Origin of the sequence: Nonomuraea sp. KM88, from assembly GCF_052245635.1 — a bacterium.
In the GTDB taxonomy this organism is placed as follows: Bacteria; Actinomycetota; Actinomycetes; order Streptosporangiales; family Streptosporangiaceae; genus Nonomuraea.
The window spans coordinates 126,350-145,540 of sequence record NZ_JBQQCC010000016.1; the positions used below are offsets into that span (position 1 = coordinate 126,350).

Annotated in this window: 14 protein-coding genes; 8 read left to right on the plus strand and 6 right to left on the minus strand. The window is 72.5% G+C overall.

The annotated features are described in order from the left end of the window. The first annotated feature begins 55 nt into the window (after positions 1 to 55). Positions 56 to 1,195 (plus strand): AI-2E family transporter, encoded by a 1,140-nt coding sequence (locus ACTWPV_RS37320; protein ID WP_443155396.1) that lies wholly within the window; start codon positions 56 to 58, stop codon positions 1,193 to 1,195. A 67-nt stretch (positions 1,196 to 1,262) separates the two neighbouring features. On the opposite strand, the gene ACTWPV_RS37325 is transcribed toward ACTWPV_RS37320, so the two are convergent. After that, on the minus strand, positions 1,263 to 1,784 hold the full coding sequence (locus ACTWPV_RS37325) for a DUF7144 family membrane protein (protein ID WP_347643379.1): 522 nt from the start codon (positions 1,782 to 1,784) through the stop codon (positions 1,263 to 1,265). Between the two features lie 528 nt (positions 1,785 to 2,312). On the opposite strand from ACTWPV_RS37325, the gene ACTWPV_RS37330 reads away from it, so the two are divergent. Both ACTWPV_RS37330 and ACTWPV_RS37335 read left to right on the plus strand, forming a co-directional pair. After that, positions 2,313 to 2,822 carry a hypothetical protein gene (locus ACTWPV_RS37330; RefSeq protein WP_443155397.1) on the plus strand — a complete coding sequence of 170 codons (510 nt, stop codon included), beginning with the start codon at positions 2,313 to 2,315 and terminating at the stop codon, positions 2,820 to 2,822. Positions 2,823 to 2,941: 119 nt separating this feature from the next. Continuing rightward, positions 2,942 to 4,342, plus strand: a complete 1,401-nt coding sequence (locus ACTWPV_RS37335) for an MFS transporter (RefSeq protein WP_443155398.1) — start codon at positions 2,942 to 2,944, stop codon at positions 4,340 to 4,342. A 76-nt stretch (positions 4,343 to 4,418) separates the two neighbouring features. Here ACTWPV_RS37335 and ACTWPV_RS37340 read toward each other — a convergent pair whose 3' ends face one another. After that, positions 4,419 to 6,260 (minus strand): glycoside hydrolase family 15 protein, encoded by a 1,842-nt coding sequence (locus tag ACTWPV_RS37340; protein WP_443155399.1) that lies wholly within the window; start codon positions 6,258 to 6,260, stop codon positions 4,419 to 4,421. A 303-nt stretch (positions 6,261 to 6,563) separates the two neighbouring features. Between ACTWPV_RS37340 and ACTWPV_RS37345 the strand changes: the two genes are divergently transcribed. Both ACTWPV_RS37345 and ACTWPV_RS37350 read left to right on the plus strand, forming a co-directional pair. Further along, on the plus strand, positions 6,564 to 6,926 hold the full coding sequence (locus tag ACTWPV_RS37345) for a hypothetical protein (protein ID WP_443155400.1): 363 nt from the start codon (positions 6,564 to 6,566) through the stop codon (positions 6,924 to 6,926). Further along, complete coding sequence (locus tag ACTWPV_RS37350; RefSeq protein ID WP_347643374.1) at positions 6,923 to 8,107, plus strand: DegT/DnrJ/EryC1/StrS family aminotransferase; 1,185 nt, start codon at positions 6,923 to 6,925, stop codon at positions 8,105 to 8,107. Before ACTWPV_RS37345 ends, ACTWPV_RS37350 begins: the two co-directional genes overlap by 4 nt. Positions 8,108 to 8,119: 12 nt before the next feature. On the opposite strand, the gene ACTWPV_RS37355 is transcribed toward ACTWPV_RS37350, so the two are convergent. The 3 genes from ACTWPV_RS37355 to ACTWPV_RS37365 form a co-directional block, all read right to left on the minus strand. Beyond that, complete coding sequence (locus ACTWPV_RS37355; protein WP_347643373.1) at positions 8,120 to 8,302, minus strand: hypothetical protein; 183 nt, start codon at positions 8,300 to 8,302, stop codon at positions 8,120 to 8,122. A 63-nt stretch (positions 8,303 to 8,365) separates the two neighbouring features. Next, entirely contained in the window at positions 8,366 to 8,953 is a 588-nt protein-coding gene (locus tag ACTWPV_RS37360; protein WP_443155401.1) for an ArsR/SmtB family transcription factor, read from the minus strand. A gap of 153 nt (positions 8,954 to 9,106) precedes the next feature. Continuing rightward, positions 9,107 to 9,631 carry a cysteine dioxygenase family protein gene (locus ACTWPV_RS37365; protein WP_347643371.1) on the minus strand — a complete coding sequence of 175 codons (525 nt, stop codon included), beginning with the start codon at positions 9,629 to 9,631 and terminating at the stop codon, positions 9,107 to 9,109. Between the two features lie 100 nt (positions 9,632 to 9,731). Here ACTWPV_RS37365 and ACTWPV_RS37370 point away from each other — a divergent pair, with 100 nt between their 5' ends. From ACTWPV_RS37370 to ACTWPV_RS37380, 3 genes are all read left to right on the plus strand, one after another. Then, entirely contained in the window at positions 9,732 to 10,604 is an 873-nt protein-coding gene (locus ACTWPV_RS37370) for a LysR family transcriptional regulator (RefSeq protein WP_347643370.1), read from the plus strand. 21 nt (positions 10,605 to 10,625) lie between these two features. Continuing rightward, positions 10,626 to 11,252, plus strand: a complete 627-nt coding sequence (locus tag ACTWPV_RS37375) for a LysE family translocator (protein WP_347643369.1) — start codon at positions 10,626 to 10,628, stop codon at positions 11,250 to 11,252. A 91-nt stretch (positions 11,253 to 11,343) separates the two neighbouring features. Beyond that, positions 11,344 to 17,475 carry a hypothetical protein gene (locus ACTWPV_RS37380; RefSeq protein WP_443155402.1) on the plus strand — a complete coding sequence of 2,044 codons (6,132 nt, stop codon included), beginning with the start codon at positions 11,344 to 11,346 and terminating at the stop codon, positions 17,473 to 17,475. An 82-nt stretch (positions 17,476 to 17,557) separates the two neighbouring features. Here ACTWPV_RS37380 and ACTWPV_RS37385 read toward each other — a convergent pair whose 3' ends face one another. Further along, a complete protein-coding gene (locus ACTWPV_RS37385) occupies positions 17,558 to 19,159 on the minus strand; it encodes an acyl-CoA synthetase (RefSeq protein ID WP_347643367.1) in 1,602 nt (533 codons plus the stop codon). Positions 19,160 to 19,191: the final 32 nt, after the last annotated feature.

Here is a 19,191-nt window from a genome sequence, read left to right on the forward strand (position 1 = left end):
GCAGTGATTGCCGCGCGGTCCACGCAGGGGTGTGGCGCCGAGTCCCTGGAGGGTCATGGAGAAGCCGGTGGTGCCGCGCGAGAAGGCGCCCGCGGTGCGGGTACTGATCGCGCCCGCAGACGTCTGGCGCGCCGGGCTCGGCATAGCGGCCGTCGTCGCCGTGGTGTTCTTCGTACGCTTCGTGCTCATCGACGCGGGATCGCTGATCACCATGCTGGTGATGGCGTGGTTCCTCTCGCTGGCCATGGAGCCCGCCGTGCGCCGCCTGTCGCGGCGAACCAGCCGCGGGAGGGCCACGCTGCTGGTGATGACGCTGTTCACCCTGGCCGTGGTGGTCTTCTTCCTCCTGTTCGGCAGCCTGTTCGTGCAGCAGGTCGCGGTACTGCTGGAGGCGCTGCCCGGGATCATCACCGGCGTCGTGGAATGGCTCAACACCCGTCTCGGCACGCGTTATGACATCTCCGACATCCTCGCCTCCGTCAACCTGACCCCGCAGCAGGCGGCCGAGTACGCCCAGGGTGCGCTCAGCGGCGTGCTCGGCCTGCTGGGGACGGTGGTGGGGGCGGTGTTCAACATGTTCACCCTGCTGTTGCTGACGTTCTACTTCTCGGCCGACGGGCCGCGGCTGCGCCGATGGATCGCGCAGTTGCTGCCCGGCCGGTTCCAGGAGGTCTTCGTCACCGTCTGGGACGTGTCCACGAGCAAGACCGGCGGGTACGTCTCTTCCCGGCTCGTCCTCGCCACCATCAACGGCACCGCCTCGGCTCTGGTGTTCCTGGCGCTCGGCATGCCGTCCTGGCTCGCGCTCGGGGCGTGGACGGGCCTCGTCGCTCAGCTCGTGCCCACCATCGGCACCTACATCTCCGTCGCCCTGCCGGTCGTGGTGGGGCTGGTCTCGCCCCGGCCCTGGATCGGCCTGGCGGCACTGGGCTGGGGACTGTTGTACCAGCAGGTGGAGAACCTGACGCTGGAGCCGAAGATCAGCTCAAGGGCGGTGGACATCCATCCCGGGGTGTCGTTCGCGGCAGTGATCCTGGGGGCGTCGCTGTTCGGTGCGATCGGTGCGCTGCTGGCCGTGCCCATGGTGGCCATGCTGCTCTCGCTGGTCGACACGTTCGCCACGCGCCAGGAGGTGCTGGAGGCCGCGGCGAAGAAGCCGCCCCCGCCGGCGGCGAAACCGGCGCCGCCGAAGTGACGCGGGGACACACCCGCGTCACTTCGGCGCTCGCGCCGCGGACCTCGCAGGCCCGGCGCGAAATCCCCTACAGGCCGCTTCTGTCGAAGGACTTCATCTCCCGGCCGTGGACCGCCAGCGCGTAGATGATGACGACGTCGAAGGCGATGACGATCAGCGACCAGAACGGGTAGGCGGGGAACCAGGCGAAGTTGACGAGCGCCTGGAGGGAGGCGAGGACGATCCCGACCACCCGTCCCCAGGTCTTACCCGACATGACGGCGGCGCCGGCGAGGAGGACGACCACACCCATGATCAGGTGGAACCATCCCCAGGCCGTGTAGTTGACGGGAATCGCCAGGTTGTTGGCGGTGACGAGGTAGAAATCCGTGTTGAAGATCCCTACCAGCCCCATCATCGCCTGGAAGCAGCCCAGGATGATCATCCCGATGCCGGCGAAGATCACCCAACCCACCCAGCCGGTGGGCCGAGGCGCCTCTTCCGCGAGCGGCGTCTGCGTCCGGGCCGTCTCCGTGCGCGGCGGCGTCGCCTGCTCCGGGATCTGGTCCCGGGATGGCTGCTGCGTGCGCGCGTGCCGTGGGTCTACCATGCTCGGCTCCCTCCGCACGGCGGAGCTTGGGAGGTGGTCCGCGTTCGCGACCGCGCCTGCACGCCGGCTTCGTCCGTGCAATCTCCGAGAATGCGACGGTCGAGCCGCTCAGAAGCACGCTCGGCGCCGCTCTTTCGCCTCCCCCTCTACCCCGCCACGTCAGCACTCTCCGCACCCTCTCCCAAAAGTGGGCAAATGAGGCGTAACCTCGCTTCTGGGCCTCGGGACGCATCTTTCCCCCTTGGACTTTTTACCTCTTCGCGGCGCTCGCCCGACGAAAACAAGGGGACCACCAGGACATATGGAGAGGCATGGACAGCTTCGACAACTGCCCTGCCGCAGAAGACAGCGGTCGCAGCTGCACCGATCCGGCACCGCCGCCCGGCCCGTCCTGGGCGGTGGCCTCATCGTGACACCACCGACCAGAGAGAAGACGTCCCATGAGCAACCTCGTCGCCATCTCCTGTCCCGATGCCGCCACCGCCGTGACGGTGCGGAACCGCCTGGCCGCCCGCTAGGCGGTGCTCCATGTCCGATCCGCACGCGCCGGCTCATCCGCAGGCCGGCGCCGTCCACAGGAACTACACCGGCGCCGTCTACGGATCGCTTCTGGCCGCCTCCGTGGTGGTCGGTGCCGGGAGCCTCGGCAGGTTCCCCCGGCTGGAACTGATCATCTTGTTGTTGGGCACCGGGGTCGTGTTCTGGGCCGCCCACGTGTACGCCCGGGTGTTCGGTGCCCGTACGGTCTTCCGGGCCATGAGCATGGCCGACATCCGCAGGGCCTGTTCGGAAGAGCGGCCGATCGTCGAGGCGGCGGTCCTGCCGGCCGTCGCCGTGGCCGTCGGCCCGCTGCTGGGGCTTGGGGCGCAGGGCACCGCATGGCTGGCTCTCGCGGTCGCCGTCGCCTCGCAGGTCGCCTGGGCGGCCACGGCGGCGGTGAGGATCGGGGCCTCCCTCAGGATGGTGGCGGTCACGAGCGTGATCAACCTGCTGCTCGGACTGGTCATCGTGGCGCTCAAGGCCGTACTCCACCACTGACCAGGCTCGCCCGCCGGACCGGCGGGTGCGGCCGATCGATGTGAGGTGACTATGCGCAGGTGGAAGAGGGAGGTCCGTGCTCTGCACGCGCGCCGGCCGGTCGGCGGACGGAGTGCAGGGTGACCAGGATTCCCGCCGCCCACGGCCCGGCCGCCTCGTCGCGGAGGCTGCTGGCGCCCCTCGCCCTGGCCCAGTTCATCTGCAGCTTCGCCGGCTCGAACATGAACGTGATGATCAACGACATCGGCGAGGACCTGGACACGACGGTGCAGGGCGTGCAGGGCACGATCACGCTGTTCTTGCTGATCATGGCGGTGCTCATGATCCCCGCCAGCAAGCTGACCGACCGCTGGGGCCGCAAGCGGTGCTTTCTGGCGGGCCTCGCCCTGTACGGGGCCGGCGCCCTGATCAGCGCGTTCTCGCCCGGTCTCGGCGTGCTGATCCTCGGCAACTCGGTGCTCGAAGGGGTGGGTACGGCGTTGCTGATCCCACCGGTCTACATCTTCGCGACGATGGCGTACGACGATCTCCCGTCGCGGGCCCGGGCCTTCGGCGTGATCAGCGGCCTGGGTGGCGTCGGGGCGGCGGCGGGCCCGCTGATCGGAGGATTCATCGCGACGGCGATCGACTGGCGGGCCGCCTTCGTCTTCCAGGCGGTGGTCGTCGCGTTCATCTTCTTCCTCAGCCGGGGGCTCGTCGACCCCGTGGCGCCGGATCCGGAACGCCCCTTCGACGCCGCCGGGGCGGTTCTGTCGGCGGTCGGCATGTTCTTCGTGGTGTTCGGGATCCTCCAGGCCGACAACGACGCCGCGCTGATGGCGGCGTTCCTCGCGGTGGGGGCCGTCCTGCTGGCCTGGTTCTTCCTGCACATCCGATCCCGGGAGCGGGCGGGGCGGGAGCCGCTGCTGTCGACGGGGTTGTTCCGGAACCACACGTCCAATCTCGGCCTCGTCACCCAGAACATGCAGTGGCTGATCCTCATGGGAACGTCGTTCGTCGTCTCCGTCTTCCTCCAGACGGTCCGCGGGTACAACGCGATCCAGACCGGGGTCATCTTCACCGCGGCGACCGTGGGCGCCCTCGTCGCGTCGCTGGCAGCGGAGCGGCTGGCCAGGAAGTATTCGCAGAAGTCGCTGATCTCGGCGGGTTTCGCCATGACCGTGGCCGGGATCGGCATCCTGCTCGCCCTGGTCGGGGCGTCCTCGAGAGTCGTCGCCTTCGCGCCGGGACTGCTGCTGATCGGCCTCGGCGTGGGCGTGATGCTGACCCCGTCGGTCAACGTCGTGCAGTCCAGCTTCCCCGAAGAACTGCAGGGTGAGATTTCCGGATTGTCACGCAGCGTCTCCAACCTCGGCTCGTCGTTCGGCACGGCGATCGTCGGCACGATCCTCATCTCCAGGTCGGCCGAGGGGGAACATTCCTACGCTCTCGCCATGATCGCTCTCGCGGTCTTCGCGCTGATCGGCCTCGCCGCCGCCATCAGCCTCCCGTCCGGTTCGGGGCCGCCCGGCCCGGCATAGCCTGCCGGGCCGTGCCGTACGGACGCCTCCGGTCCGCCGTGCCGCGGGCCTCCGGCCCTGGGCTGCGCCGCGCCGCCTACCGGCCGGCGCGGTCGAGCTGCTCGTCGAGGGCGACGGCCGCGGCGATGATCGCCAGATGCGTGAACGCCTGCGGGAAGTTGCCGAGCTGCTCGCCCGACGGGCCGATCTCCTCAGCGAACAGGCCGACGTGGTTGGCGTAGGTGAGCATCTTGTCGAAGGCGTAGCGGGCCTGTTGCAGCCGGCCGGCGCGGGCCAGGGCCTCGACATAGAGGAAGCTGCACAGGTTGAAGGTGCCCTCGCAGCCGCGCAGCCCGTCCGGGGAGGCGGCTGGATCGTAGCGGTAGACGAGACTGTCGCTGACCAGCTCGCGGTCCATGGCGTCGAGGGTGCTCAGCCAGGCCGGGTCACGCGGGGAGATGAAGCCGACGCGGGGCATGAGCAGGAGCGAGGCGTCCAGCACGTCGGTGGCGTAGTGCTGGACGAAGGCCTGCCTGCGCGGGTTCCATCCGCGGTCGACGATCTGGCTGAAGACGGCGTCGCGGGTGGCCATCCAGCGGACGAGATCGGCCGGGCGCGAGTAGGTGGTGGCCATGCGGATGCCGCGATCGAAGGCGACCCAGGTCATCAGACGGCTGTAGGTGAAGTCCTGGCGCCCGCCGCGGGTCTCCCAGATGCCCTCGTCCGGACGGTCCCAGGCGTCGGCCAGCCAGTCCAGCACGCCGGCGAAGGATCGCCAACCACGGATGTCCCCAATCTCCTGGGCCTGGGCCAGGGCGTCGGCGGCCTCACCGTATATGTCCAGCTGGAGCTGGTCGGCGGCCGCGTTGCCGGCCCGGACCGGCGCGGACTTCTGGTACCCCTCCAGGTGGTCGAGGACCTCCTCGGTCAGGTAGGGGTCGCCGTCGATCCGGTACATGATCTGCAGCGGCTCGCCCGAGGCGGTGCCGCCGGCCTCCAGGCGCTCGCGCAGCCATCTGCGGAAGGCCTGGGCCTCCTCGACGAAGCCGAGGTCGATCAGGGCCCGGACGGACAGCGACGCGTCGCGGACCCACGTGTACCGGTAGTCCCAGTTGCGCTCGCCGCCGATCTGTTCCGGCAGGCCCATCGTGGCGGCGGCGATCGGCGCGCCGGTGGGCGCGTAGGTGAGCAGCTTGAGAGTGATCACCGAACGGTTGACCATATCGTGCCAGCGGCCGCGGTACCGGGACGCGCGCAGCCAGTCATGCCAGAAGGCGCGGCACGATTCGATGCTCGCGCGCACCTCGTCGGCGGTCAGAGGGGCTGCCGCGTGGTGCCCGCCGCTCCCGCCGGCACCGCTCTCGGTGGTCAGGACGACGAAGGCCGTCTCACCGGCCTGGAGGACGAAGTCGGCGGTCACGTCGTCGCCGTCGGGGCGCAGCGAGAGAGAGGGGGGAACCTGCACGTGCAGGTCCGTTCCCGGGCCACGGAGAAGAGCCGAGCCGTCATCGAGGAAAGTGAGGGTGTGCGGTGCCCGCCCGTAGTCGAAGCGGGGACGGCAGACAAAGGAGAAGGGCAGGCTGCCCCGGACCACCCGGACGACCCGCACCAGACGGTGCCGGTCGGTGGGGATGCTGGAGGGGTTCGGTTCCATGAAGTCGGCGACCTCTCCGACGCCGCCGGGAGCCATGAAGCGGGTGACGAGGATCGCGGTGTCCGGTAGGTAGAGCTGCCGGATGGTCACTCCGGCGACGCGGCCGGAGTCGACGGCGAGCCGGCAGAAACCGCCGCGTTCGCTGTCGAGCAGGGAGGCGAAGATACTCGGGGAGTCGAACCGTGGCGTGCACCACCAGTCGATGGCGCCCGTTCCGGAGATGAGCGCGGCGGTCTGCAGGTCCCCCACCATGCCGTGGTCCGCGATCTGCGGGTAGTCGTTCATGGTTCCTCCGTCGTTCGCCGGGCGTGCCGAGCGACTGCCTCCACGCCTGCCGGGTGACCGGCCGCCGAGGGGACGGAGCAGTACTTTCCACTCTAACCACGGGACACGGCACGGAGCCGCCTCGGGTGGACGCAGAGTCAACGGGCCCGCGACTCCCGGCCATGGACCGCCCGGCGCTCCGCTCCCTAGGTTGATCAGACGTGACCGTCGCCGACCGGCGTCCGGTGGTGCGCCACCTGATCGGCCCCTGGCGCCGGCTGCGTCGTCGGGGGTGGCGGCGCTCGTCGCATGAAAGTGATCGTCGTGACGCAATCTCTGTACTACGTGGACGAACCTTCGCACCCGCGCTGGACCGAGCACGTGGGAACGCTGGACGTCGTACGGCCCGGGGAGCTGACCGCCGAGGCCCTCGCGGCGTGGCGGGCGATGCAGCGTGGCCGGCCGCAGCAGTTCAGCCTGCTGCGCCGGTGGAAGTCCGGGCAGTATCGGACGAAGGCGGGCCTGATCCAGCACGTACGGATGGCCGAGGCCGCCGCGGCGGCCGGGGTTCGCACCATCGACCTCAGCGTGAGGGCGGAATCGGAGTACAAGGACGCGCTGGGCAACGCCACGGGCGTCATCGCGTCGGGAGAGGCGCGCCGCCCCCGCTTGCGGGGTGCGGCATGATGCTGCGGGCGGCGATGGCCCGGCGGCTCGGCCAGCCGTGCGTGCACGTGCCCTCCGCGCGGCTCGGCCTCTACCTGGCGTTGCGCCACTGGACGCGGCCGGGCGACCGGGTCCTGATCGCGCCGACCAACTGCGAGACCGTGCTGTTCACCGCCCTGGCCGCCGGGCTGGAGCCGGTGATGGCCCCGGTCAGCATCCGCGACGGCAACATCGACCCGGCCAGGGTCGACTACCGGGGGCTTGCCTGCGTCGTCACCACCCACCTGTACGGTCAGCCCGACCGGATCGTCGAGCTGGAGGCCGCCTGCAGGGAACGAGGCCTCGTGCTCGTCGACGACGCCGCCCACGCGCTGGGTGTGCAGGTGGCGGGGCGCCCGCTGGGCACCTTCGGCGACGTCGGGGTGCTGAGCCTGGCCAAGCACGGCCGCGCCATGTCGGGCGGCTTCCTGACCAGCGCCGACACCGCCCGGCTCGCCGGGGCGGCGGGCACGCTGGACACGCTGCTGCGGCCGGGGACCTGGCACGGCCACCTGCGTGACCTGCTGCGGCCGATGGCCCGCGAAGCCGTCGCCCGGGCCGGGCTCACCGGCCCCGTGTGGCAGGCGATGAAGGCGACCGGCCTGGCATCCTGGGGAGCCCGCTGGGAGGGGCACCGCGTGGCCGCGCGCGAGCCCGAGCTGCGTGCCACGCTGGCGATGCCCTTGAGCGACGAGAACGCGCGGCTGTCGGCGCTCGACCGCTGGCTCCGCGTCGACCAGGCCGCCTGGCGTACGCGTCAGACCGCGGGGCTGCGCCGCTACCAGCTGACCCGCCTGCGCACGGCCGAACGTGAACGCGGGCGCAGGATCGTCGGCGTCGAGAGGCTGCGGGCGACGCCCTGGGCCGCCGACGGCGTCAAGGAAGGGCTGGCCCTGCCCCTGCTCCGCGTCCCGCTGCTCGTCCGGCAGCGGGACGAGGTGGTGCGGGCCCTCGAACGGCGCGGCGTGGTGCCCGGCTTCATCTACGACCCGCCGCTGAGCGACTATCTCGCCCTGGTGCGACCGGGCCCCGCCCAGGCCCACGCCCGCTGGTGGACCCGCCACGTCCTGCCCGTCGACCCCCTGGACGCCGAGCGCGTCGAAGCGCTGCTCACCGAGCTCGGCGTCCACCCGGCGCCGGCGCTCCACGACGTCCTGGCCTGAGGCGGGCACCGGTCAGGAGTGGGCGGGGCGGCGGTGGACGAGCCGCAGGCCCATCTCGATCAGTGCCCAGCCCAGGCGGGTCTCCCAGCGGCGGGCGGCATGGACGGGTGTCTCGGCCAGGCGGCTGCGCTCAGCCTCGGCGCGCAGTTCAAGGGCGCGGACGCGCTCGACGTACAGGAACAGGTCGGTGTTCATCGGCCCTCCCAGGGGTCGTTTCAGGCACGGAGTGGATCGCTTCGGGGCGGGGAGCGGGTCGCTTCAGACGCGGAACGGGAAAGCGTTGACGTGCAGGGCGACATTTTCGCGGCCCTGCGTGTCGCCGGCCTCGCGGGCCGCCGTGCCGCGTTCGCGCCACTTCGCGACCAGCTCGCCGAGCTCGCGGCCGAGCTCCTGCAGTTCCTCGGCCGTGAGCGTGAACAGGAACTCGGAGCTGAACGACGCGCCGCGCCAGTCGTCGCTCCACGCGTGCTTGCTGTCGAGGTATTCCTCGTACATCTCGTTTCGCTGGCGGGCGTACACGCGGGAGACGGCGGTGTGGACGGCGGCCCGTTCTGGGGCGTCGCGCCAGTCCTCGTCCCTGGTGCTGACGGTGGTGGAGACCGGCCGCCACCACCGCTCCCTGCCGTCGCCGCTGCCCGGCTCGGCCTCCTCGATGATGCCGTGCGCGGACAGCTTGCGCAGGTGGTAGCTGACCAGGGACACGGCCTCGTCGACCTTGTCGGCCAGCTGGGACGCGGTCGCCGTGCCCACCATGAAGAGCGCGCGGTAGAGCTTGATGCGCAGCGGGTGGCCCAGCGCCTTGAGCGTGTCGATGTCCTTGACGCGATGGTTCTTCTCGGTGACCATGATTCCACCATAGAAGCGAAAGGAAATTTGCGCAATACAAGTTGCACAAATTTCGCTTCCTATCTGGGCGCGAGGACGACCGGCTCCTGAGCGACGGGAGCGCGCGCAAAGGCCGCCCGGCGCCGTCAGGCGCCGGGCGGCCGGTGGAGGTCGCTACCTCACGGGCAGGTCGTAGACGCGGCGCACGCTGCTGCCGAGCCGGCTCACGTCGGCGCCGTACACGTGGAGCGACACCCCGACCTCGTCGCTGGTGTTGCGCACCATGTGGATGTCACCGGGCGGCGCGAACCCGCTGACCTCGCCGGGGCGGTTGGCCGCGCGCCCGATCTCCACCAGATGGTGACCCATGTCGCGGTAGAGGGTTTCGTACTCGATGCCGCTGAGGATGCCGAACGTGCACCACGCCACATGGTCGTGGATCATCGTGAACTGGCCGGGCCGCCACACGACCGCCACCACCGAGAAGCGCTCCTGGGCGTGCAGCACGTGCGAGACGTACCCGTCGGGTGAGCCCGCGCGCTCCTCCGGCGTGAGGATGTCGAGCCCGGGGAGGCCGTCGCGGAGCAGATCGGCGACGGCGTGCGCGGTGTCGCGGGGCTCTATCTCGCGCGCCACGATCGCGGAGATGCCGGACACGAGCAGATCCAGCCCCGGACGGACGGCGGTGACGGTGCGCATGAGGTACTCCCTGGAAAATCGCCTTCCCTTCCACCGTGTCCCACTTGCATCGATAGGTCCAACAGAAGTCTTCTGGCCTATCGATAGATAGGATTGATAGATGCTCGACGTCACCCGGCTCCACGTCCTGGTCGCGGTCGCCCGTACGGGGTCGCTCACCGCTGCCGCCAGGGAACTCCACTACTCCCAGCCCTCGGTCAGCCACCACCTGGCCAGGCTGGAGGCGGAGACGGGAGCCAAGCTCATCCAGCGCGCCGGGCGCGGCATCCGGCTCACGGACGCCGGCCGGCTGCTCGCCGAACGCGCCGCCGACATCATCGGCCGCCTCGACGCCACGTCCGAGGAACTGGCCGCCCACGTCGGGCTGCGCACCGGCCGCGTGCGGCTGGCCGCCTTCCCCTCCGCGCTCGGCACGTTCATCCCGAAGGCGGCCGGCCTGCTCGCCGCCGCCCACCCCGGGCTGCGCCTGGAGCTCATGGAGACCGAGCCGCCGGAGGCGCTCAGGCTGCTGCGGGCGGGCCGGGCCGACGTGGCGGTGATGTTCCGGTACGACGACACCGCGCCGGAGGACAACGGCCTCCACATGATCCACCTCTTCGACGAACTCAGCTACCTGGTGTCCAGCGCCCCGGCCGGAGGGCTGGAGAGCGGGCTGGCCGAGCATGCCGGCTCACCCTGGATCGCGGGCTGCGACCGGTGCCGCAGCCACCTGCTGGACATCTGCGACAAGGCGGGATTCACGCCGCGCATCTCGTTCACCAGCGACGACATCGTGGCCGTGCAGGCCCTCGTGGCGGCCGGGCTGGGCCTGACCCTGCTGCCCGGGCTGGCGCTCACCGCCCACCGCCACCCCGGCGTTCACGTGACCGAGGTGCCCGGCTCGACCCGGCACGTGTACGCCGCCGTCTACGGCGAACCACCCCACCCACCGGCCACGGAAGCACTCGTGAAGGCGCTGCGAGAAAGCCTTTGACGCCGTTCCTACGATGGCCGCATGCCAGACATCGCGACGCTCGCCGTCTTCTGCGTGGCCGTCCTCGGGCTGCTGCTCGTGCCCGGGCCTGCGGTCGTCTACATCGTCACCCGCAGCGTCGCGCAGGGCCGCGCCGCGGGCGTCATCTCCGTGCTCGGCGTGCACGCGGGCTCGCTGGTCCACATCGGCGCGGCGGCGCTGGGCATCAGCGCCCTGCTGGCGGCCTCGGCCACGGCGTTCACCGTGGTCAAATACGTGGGCGTGGCCTACCTCCTCTGGCTCGGCGTGCGCAAGCTGATGCGCGGCGAGGACGGCGCGGACACCGTCGAGCTGCACGTGCAGTCGAAGCGGCGGCTGTTCTGGGAGGGGTTCGTGGTCAACGTGCTCAACCCGAAGACGGCCGTCTTCTTCGTGGCGTTCCTGCCGCAGTTCGCCGATCAGCGGGCCGGGCCGATCGGACCGCAGATCCTGCTGCTCGGCGCGATCTGGCTGGTGCTCGGTGTGGCGTCGGACGGCACGTACGCGATGCTCTCCTCGGCGCTGGCCGGCCGGATCCGCGGGTCCGCCAGGGCGCGCCGGCGGCTCGAGCTAGGGAGCGGCGTGGTCTATCTGGGTCTGGCGGCGTGGCTCACATCCGCGAAGGCATGACAAGGGCGGAAATTTCCCAGCCATAGTGCGATAGTTGAGATCACAGGCTCGAGGGGGACGACACGTCGCGACGTACCTAATGGGCGGACCCATGGACACGCCACCACACCGCCTCGCGCTCGAACGGGTCGTCGAGGTCTACTCCGGTCACGACGACCTCGTCGGCGTGACCGGATCCGGATACGTGATCGGCGCCGACCTGGTGCTGGCCTCCGGCCAGGTGGTCGGGCCCGGCAGGCCGTGCCAGGTGCGCGCGCCCTGGTCGGCCCGGTGGATCGCGGCAGAGCAGGTGTGGCGTGGACGCGGCGCGGCCAGCGCGGTGCTGCTGCGGGTGCCCGGCTCCCCGTGGGCCGAACTGCCCGGCATCGAACACGTGCGCTGGGCCAGGGCCGCCGCACCCGGCGTACGGTGCCTGGCCAGAGGGTTTCCGCGGGCGGGGCAGCGGGCCGGGTTCCGCGACGCCGAGACGCTGGCCGGCGTGGTGGACGCCCCGGCCGACGCGGCGTCGAAGGCGCTGACGGTCTCCGTGGGGAATCCCGGGAGCCACGCGGTGCCGGGCTCGCTCTGGGGCGGCCTGCCGGGCGCCGCCCTGCTCGCCGAACCGGCCGGCCAGCTCATCGGCGTGATCACCTCAGGTACCGCACCGCGGCTGGACGCCGTACCGGTGACCGCGCTGCTGAGCGACGCGCGTTTCCGTGAGCTGGCCGGCGTGCCGCCCGGCCGGCTCGAGACCGTGACCGGCGACGAACCCTCCGTGCCGCTCGCCGACCTGCTGTCGCCCGCCCGTGACGACCCGCCGCCGGACGGCCCCGGCTGGACGCTGCTGCAGGCCCGTCACGCCGTCGTGCCCTTCCTGGGGCGGGAGGAGGAGCTGGCGCGGCTGCGCGCCTGGGCCGCCGAACCGGCCCCGCTGTCGATCGCGGTGCTGACCGGCCGCGCGGGAACCGGCAAGTCGCGCCTGGCGGGCGAGCTGTGCGCGGAGCTGGCGGGGTCCGGCTGGGACGCCGGCCTGCTCCCCCTCGACGCGCTCTGCGACCTGGACCCCGAACCGGACGCGGCCGCCGGCTGCGCGGCGGTGGGCGGACGGGCCGGTGCCGCGCTGGATGCCGTCCGGCCGACGTTGCTCGTCGTCGAGCATCCCGAACCGTCCGTTCCCCTGGTGGGGGAGCTGATCCGGCGGCTGGCCAAGCATGTCCGCAACCCCCGCGTACGGCTCCTGCTCGTGGCCCGCGAGCCGGGCGAGCCCGGGTGGTGGCGGCGCCTGGACACGGCGGCGGGCGGCTGGCTGCGGCGGCTCAACACCACGACGATCCAGCTCAACACCCGCCCGCTCACCCTGCCCGAGCGGACGGAGCACGCCCGCGCCGCCATGAAGGCGTTCGCCCCCAGCCGGGCCGCGCTGCCCGCCCCGCCCCATCTCGACGATCCCGAGTACGGCCTGCCGCTCCACGTCCACCTGGCCGCCCTGATGCGGCTGCGCGACGAGGGCGAGCACGCGCGCGGCGGGCTCCTGGAGCGGTTCGTCGCGCGCGAACTGCACGAGTGGGCACCGGCCCGGCCCGCCGGCCACCAGCGGATGGACGACGTGACGGCGCGCCAGGCTACGGCGGTGGACGCGGCGACCGCGCGCCAGGCCGTGGCGGTGGTCACGCTCACCGCGCCCACGCCCGCCGAACTGCCCGGCCTGCTCGCGGCCGTGCCGGGACTGCGCGACGCCGCGTCCAGCGGGCCCGGGCTCGACGGCCCCGTCCACGACGTGGTGGCCTGGCTCCGCCGGATCCTCCCCGGCGGCGAACGGCTCGTCCCGCGGCTCGTTCCCCTGGGCCCTGACCTCGTGGCCGAACAGCTCCTGTCCGGCACCGAGGACCTCGAATCGCTCGTGCTCGCCGTGCACGACCTCGACGGCCGGACGACCCGGCATCTCGTACGGATGCTGGACGTCCTGCGGGTGTCCGCGGGTGGGGAGCGGGTCAGGTCGGCGCTGCGGACGCTCGTCACGGCCAGGGCCGGCAACCTGGTCGAGGAGGCCGTGACCCGTCCGGGGACGCGGCTCGGCGACCTGGTCGACGCCGTACTCGGGCTGTTTCCCGCCGAACCGGAGGCCATGGCCGCGTTACCTGTACGGGCCGGGGGCGACCGGCTCGGCCTGCGGGCCCTCGACGTGACGCTCGGCGAACTGGCCGTGCACCGTCACCGGGCACGAGGCGAGCGGTTCGCCCTGGCGGAGGCGCTGTCCACGGTGTCGGGCCGGCTGGCGGCCGCGGGGCGCGTGGGCGAGGCGGTCGCCGCGGCGGCCGAGGCCGTGGAGATCCACGCGGCCGCTCCCCCGTACGAGGAGGTTGCCGGACGGGCGGAAGCGCTGTTCGACCTGGGGGCCTGCCTGTTGCTTGCGGGCGAGGCCGGGGGCGCGCTCAAGCCCGCTCAGGAGGCGGCGGCCAGGTTCCGGAAGCTGGCCGGGGACGACCCCCGGTATGCGGATGCGGCCGCGCGGGCACACCACAACCTCGCGTGCGCGCTGCTGGAGACCGGGCGGCTGGGTGAGGCGGTCCGGGCGTACGAGGCGGCGGGCGGGGACGGCGAGTTCGCGGGGCACCTGGCTGCCCTCCTGTCCGTGCCCGCCGCACGTCACCCCGGCACGACCTCGCAACCCCCGGCACCGCCGAGCGTCCCCGCTCCGCGCCTGGGGCGGTCCGGTTCCCCTCTTGGCGAGGCGGGTACGGCGGTTGTCTGGACGGGTGGGGCCGGGGCCGGCGGGGTGGTGCCGTCCGTGCCGGGAGCGGCGGCGACGGGCGGTGTGCGGCCGCTCGGCGTTCCGGTCGGGGGAACGGGTTTCCCGACGACGGACGCCGTCGCCGCGCCCGCGCCGCTGATGCGGTTCGACGGGCCGGATCCCGCGGCGGTGCCCGAGCTGGCCGCGTGCCTGGCCAGGGCCGCCACCGCCGCCGTCGAGCACGTGGCCCCGACGAGCAGGGACGTGGCCCGCCGCCTCCACCTCCTCGCCGCCTGGCTCGAAGCTCGGGACAAGCCGGCCGACGCCCTCGTCCCCGCGGGCGCGGCCGCCGTACGGCTGCGCGGCCTGGCCGCCGAGGGGCCGGAGCCGCGGTCCATGCTGGCGGAGACCGCGTGCATGCTGGCCAGGCTCCACACGCGGCTGGACGACCTGGACGCCGCCGCACGTTCCGCCTCGGAGGCCGTACGGAATCTGCGTGCCCTGGTCGCGCTCGACCCGGGCGGGCATCGCACCCGCCTGGCCGGGCAACTGCTGGTGCTGGGCGAGTTGCTGCTGGCGGACGACCGGCCCGAGGCGGCGCTCGGCCCGTTGCAGGAGGTCATGTGCGTGGCGGCGGAGCGGCACACCGCGACGCGGGCGAACGCCCGGCGGCTGCTCGGCCTCTGCCTGGACGAGCTGGGCAGGACCGCCGACGGCGCGGCGCAGCTGGAGGCCGCCGCCGAGCTGTACGACCTGGCCGGCGGCCACGCCCGGCAAGCGGCGGCGGTGCGGGCGAGGCTGGAGCGGATGCGCACGGCGCCGGACGTTCGCGACGTCGAACGGCCCTGGCTGCTGGCGATGGTCGCCCGCGATCCCGGGCAGGCCGTGTCCGGCGCGGAACAGCGGCTGGCGGAGTGCAGGCAGTCCTTCGAGAGCGCGGGCGTACCGGGGCTGGAGGAGATCCACGCCTACCTGGCCGCGCAGGCGACGCTCGCCCGCGCCTGGGCGGACGCCGGGCGGGCCGGGGACGGCCTCGCGCTCGCGATGCAGGCGGCCGAACTGTTGCAGCGCTATCCCGTACCGGATCGGCCCCACGCGATCGCCGTGGGCATGGTCGCGGCGGCGCTCGGGCGCTCGCTCGCCGGGCTCGGCCGCCATGAGGAGGCCGTTCCGCACCTGCGCACCGCGATCGAGTCCTACGAGCCGCAGACCGGTACGAGCGCCGCCTTCCGTACGGAGCTGGCGGAGCTTGCCATCCTGGAGACCGTCGCGCTGTCCCGTGCCGGTTGCCCACCGGACGCGGAGGCCGCCGCCGACCGGCTGGCGGGGCTGTACGAGGGGCTCGTGGCGGACGGGCTCCATGATCCCCTGGCGCACGCCGGCGCGCTGCGGCTCCAGGGCGGCATCCGCTTCGCCCGGCGGAACCCCGAGGGCGCGCTCCAGTCGGTCACCCGGGCCCTCGACGTCACGGGCACGGCGTCCGGCGATGGGCTGCTGGTCGCCACCTGCCTGGAGCTGGGCGGGTTGTGCCTGGCCGAGCTCGGCCGGAGTGGCGAGGCCAGGGCGAAGCTGGAGGAGGGGACGGCGTCGCTGGCGAAGCACGGTCGTGTCCCGCCGGATCTCGTCGACGCGCACGTGCTGGCGCTGATCAGGCTGGCCGGGCTGCGCGTGGCTGAGGAAGGGCCCGCCGCCGGGGTGGCTCTGTGGGCGCGGATTCTCGGCATGCGGCCGTTGCCGGGGGTGGACGTGCTGGAGGCCCTGGTCGAGTCCCTGGCCGGTTTCGCGGGCGACGTATCGGACCTGGGGCCGGCGCTGGCGGCGTTCACCGACGCTCTGGAGCGGGAGGTGCCGCTGAGCGGCACCGGCCCCGAACTGCACGCGAAGTACGGGCGCTGCCTCGCGAGGTTCCGGGACGCGGCAGCGCCGGCGGGAGACGACGGGACCACCCGCGTGCCCCCGGAACGGGCCACGGAACTGACCGCCGAGCTGACCATCCGTGTCCACCGGAACCTCGCCGCCGCGTCAGGCGCGCACCGTACGGAGCTGGGCCTCGCGCTGGCCGCCCTGGCCAGGATCGGCCACGCCGACCTCGCCGTCATGGAGCAGGCCATCGACCTCCTCACCGAACGACCGGCCGGCACGCCTGACCGGCCCGGCGAACGACCGGGCGGCAAACCCCGTCGGCCCGGCGAACGGCCGGGCGACACGACGGCCGGCACGCGCCGCCGGCCCGGCGGCGTGCTGGTCGACGTGCTCAACCGTTATGCCGTCCGGCTGCTCGAAGAGGACCGGGCCGTCGAGGCCCTGGCCCACTGCGAGCGCGCCGCCGATCTCTGCGACGAGCTGGACGACCCGGCCCTCGCCGCCGTCACCTACGCCCGGCTCGGCACCGGCCTGTCCGTGCTCGACCGTCCGCAGGCCGCGCTGGAGGCGATCACCTGGTCGCTGGCGGAGCTGGACCGGGCCGCGGCGTCGGGACAGGAGCTGCCGCACGTGCGGGCCGAGGCCGTCCGGGTGCGCGGGCAGGTGCTGCGGGCGTTCGGGAGGGGGCAGGAGGCGCTGGCTCACCTGGTGGAGGCGCTGGAACTGTTCGTGCAGCTGTCCGACGACGCGGCCACCGCCGATACCGCCGCGACGATCGCCGACGACCTGCTGGCGTCGGGGCGGGCCGAGGAGGCCGCCGGGTACGCCAGGACTGCCGCGACCGGGTACGCCCCCGGCACCGTCAAGCACGCGCTGGCCATCCAGCGGCTGGCCAGGTGCCACCTGGTGCTCGGCGAGCTCACCGAGGCCAACGCGCTCGTGGAGCAGCTCATCCCGCTGGCCAGGCGGTCGCCGGACGACCTCACCCACCGGGCGATCCTCGCCGACTCGCTGGCGCAGAGCTCGGAGCTGCTGCCCCTGCTGGGGCTGGACGGCGGGACGGAGGCGGAGACGAGAGCGCGGGAGGCGATCGCGATCTACGACGAGCTGCTGGCCGCGGGCATGGAAGCGCAGGCTCTGCACACGGGCCGGGCGGGCGCCTGCCTGACGCTGGCCTCCGCGCTGAGGATGCGGGGCATGGCCGCCGACGCGATCCAGCCGCTGCGGGAGGCGGTCGCGGCGCTCGAACGCCATGGGCCCGGCCATCCCATGCTGCTGGGTCTGCTGTCCAGGGCGATGCTCATGCTGGGCGACGCCCTCATGGAGGCGGGCCGGGCGCTGGAGGCCGGGCTCGTCTTCCACCGGGCCGCGCAGGTCACCCGGGACACGCTGTTCAGAGCCGTGGCGCACGCCAAGCTCGGCCTCTGCCAGGAGGAACTGGCCAGGGACGACGCCGCCGACGCCGCGCTGCGGGTCTCCGCGGGGCTGCTGCGCGACCTGCTGGCCGACGGGCGCGGCGAGGGGCCGGCCGAGTTACTGCGTGACGTGCTGCACGGCCGGCTGCGGCTCATGGAGCGGGCCGGGCGGAACGACGAGGCGACGGCGATCCAGGACGAGTTACACCGCCTCGCCCGCACGCAGGCTCCGTGATCGCGGGTGGGAGCCGGAGCCCCGGCACCTCACCCGCGCGTAGAATGCGTGATCGTCGGTGACGGCTGCAACCGCGCCGCTCTCACCCGCGCGGGGCTTCGGGCGAGCCGCCCTCCGCGATCTCTCGTGCCCAGCGGTAGTCGGCCTTGCCTGCCGGCGAGCGCATCATCTCCGCCACGAACGCGTACGAACGGGGCACCTTGTACCCCGACAGTAACGTCCTGCAGTGCGCGTCCAGCTCCTCCTCGGTGACCTCGACGCCCTCCCGAGGCTCGACCACGGCCGCCACCCTGTTCCCCCAGCGTTCGTCCGGCACGCCGGTCACCACCGCGTCGAACACCGCCTGATGCCCCTTGAGCACCGCCTCGACCTCTTCGGGGAACACCTTCTCCCCGCCGGTGTTGATGCACTGCGAGCCCCGGCCGAACACGTTCACCGTGCCGTCGGTCTCGACGGACGCGAGGTCGCCGGTGAGCAGCCAGCGGGTGCCCTCCTCGTCGGTGACGAACGTGCGGACCGTCTTGGCGGGGTCGTTGTAGTAGCCGAACGCCACCCGGCCCGACCTGGCCACCGTCCCCATCTGCCCGGAGCCGGGCTCGACGGGTCTGAGCCGTTCGTCGAGCACGGCCAGCTTGACCACGGAGTTGGGCTGGTAGCGCAGGCCCTTCTCCGGCGAGGAGCCGGCCACGCCCGAGGCCGTGTAGCCGGACTCGGTGGAGCCGAGGTTGTCGAGGATCATGACGTTCGGGAGCAGCTCCTGCAGCCGGTCACGTACGGCGCCGGACAGGATGGCCCCGGTCGAGCTGACCACGAGGAGCGAGGAGACGTCGTAGCCGCCGCCCTCCAGCGCGTCCGCCAGCGGCCTGGCCATGGCGTCGCCGGTGATGTTCAGGGTGAACACGCGTTCCCGCTCGATCGTCCGCCACACCTCCGGGGCGTCGAACTTGCGCACGTACACCATGGCCGAGCCCATCCACCAGGCGATGAACGTGGCCATCTGCGCGGCCCCGTGCATGAGCGGCGGCGCGGCCATCATCACCATCGGGTTGGCCTTGACCGCCTCGTCGACGACCTCCTGCGGGGTGGCGCGCGGCTCGCCGTACGGGTTGCCGCCGCCGAAGCCCATGAACAGGTCCTCGACGTGCCACATCGCGCCCTTGGGCAGTCCGGTGGTGCCGCCGGTGTAGATGATGTAGACGTCCTGGCCGGAGCGCGGCGGGAAGCCCCGTTCCGGCTTGCCGCGTTCGAGAGCCGTCGCGTACGGCACCGCGGAGCCGATCGACGACGGCCCGCCGACCGCGACCAGGTGCTCGAGCAGCGGCGCCGCACCGGCCACCGCGCTCACCCTCGGGTCGAACTCCACGTCGTAGATCAGCGCCCTGATGTCGGAGTCGCGGTACAGGTAGAGCAGTTCGGCCTCGACGTAGCGGTAGTTGACGTTGATCGGCACGGCCCTGATCTTCAGCGTGGCCAGCATGCCCGCGACGTACGGGATGCCGTTGTAGAGCTGGATCCCGACGTGCTGGCCCGGCTGGACGCCCAGGTCCGCCAGGTAGTGGGCGAGCCGGTTGGCCTCGGCGTCGAGTTCGGCGTAGGTGCGCCGGTCCTGACCGCAGACGGCGGCCGTCCTGTCCCCGATCGTGTCCGCGAGCCCTTCGAACAGGTCAGCGTGGTTGAACTCCATCGAAGTCCTTCCCATGGTCCGGGGTGTGGGGG

What these genes read in the sequence shown, in the direction of transcription:
- ACTWPV_RS37370 (WP_347643370.1), top strand. Translation starts at nt 9,732, where the DNA reads ATGCTCGACGTCACCCGGCTCCACGTCCTGGTCGCGGTCGCCCGTACG.
- ACTWPV_RS37380 (WP_443155402.1), top strand. Translation starts at nt 11,344, where the DNA reads ATGGACACGCCACCACACCGCCTCGCGCTCGAACGGGTCGTCGAGGTC.
- ACTWPV_RS37385 (WP_347643367.1), bottom strand. Translation starts at nt 19,159, where the DNA reads ATGGAGTTCAACCACGCTGACCTGTTCGAAGGGCTCGCGGACACGATC.
- ACTWPV_RS37365 (WP_347643371.1), bottom strand. Translation starts at nt 9,631, where the DNA reads ATGCGCACCGTCACCGCCGTCCGTCCGGGGCTGGATCTGCTCGTGTCC.
- ACTWPV_RS37340 (WP_443155399.1), bottom strand. Translation starts at nt 6,260, where the DNA reads ATGAACGACTACCCGCAGATCGCGGACCACGGCATGGTGGGGGACCTG.
- ACTWPV_RS37375 (WP_347643369.1), top strand. Translation starts at nt 10,626, where the DNA reads ATGCCAGACATCGCGACGCTCGCCGTCTTCTGCGTGGCCGTCCTCGGG.
- ACTWPV_RS37360 (WP_443155401.1), bottom strand. Translation starts at nt 8,953, where the DNA reads ATGGTCACCGAGAAGAACCATCGCGTCAAGGACATCGACACGCTCAAG.
- ACTWPV_RS37330 (WP_443155397.1), top strand. Translation starts at nt 2,313, where the DNA reads ATGTCCGATCCGCACGCGCCGGCTCATCCGCAGGCCGGCGCCGTCCAC.
- ACTWPV_RS37355 (WP_347643373.1), bottom strand. Translation starts at nt 8,302, where the DNA reads ATGAACACCGACCTGTTCCTGTACGTCGAGCGCGTCCGCGCCCTTGAA.
- ACTWPV_RS37325 (WP_347643379.1), bottom strand. Translation starts at nt 1,784, where the DNA reads ATGGTAGACCCACGGCACGCGCGCACGCAGCAGCCATCCCGGGACCAG.
- ACTWPV_RS37320 (WP_443155396.1), top strand. Translation starts at nt 56, where the DNA reads ATGGAGAAGCCGGTGGTGCCGCGCGAGAAGGCGCCCGCGGTGCGGGTA.
- ACTWPV_RS37350 (WP_347643374.1), top strand. Translation starts at nt 6,923, where the DNA reads ATGATGCTGCGGGCGGCGATGGCCCGGCGGCTCGGCCAGCCGTGCGTG.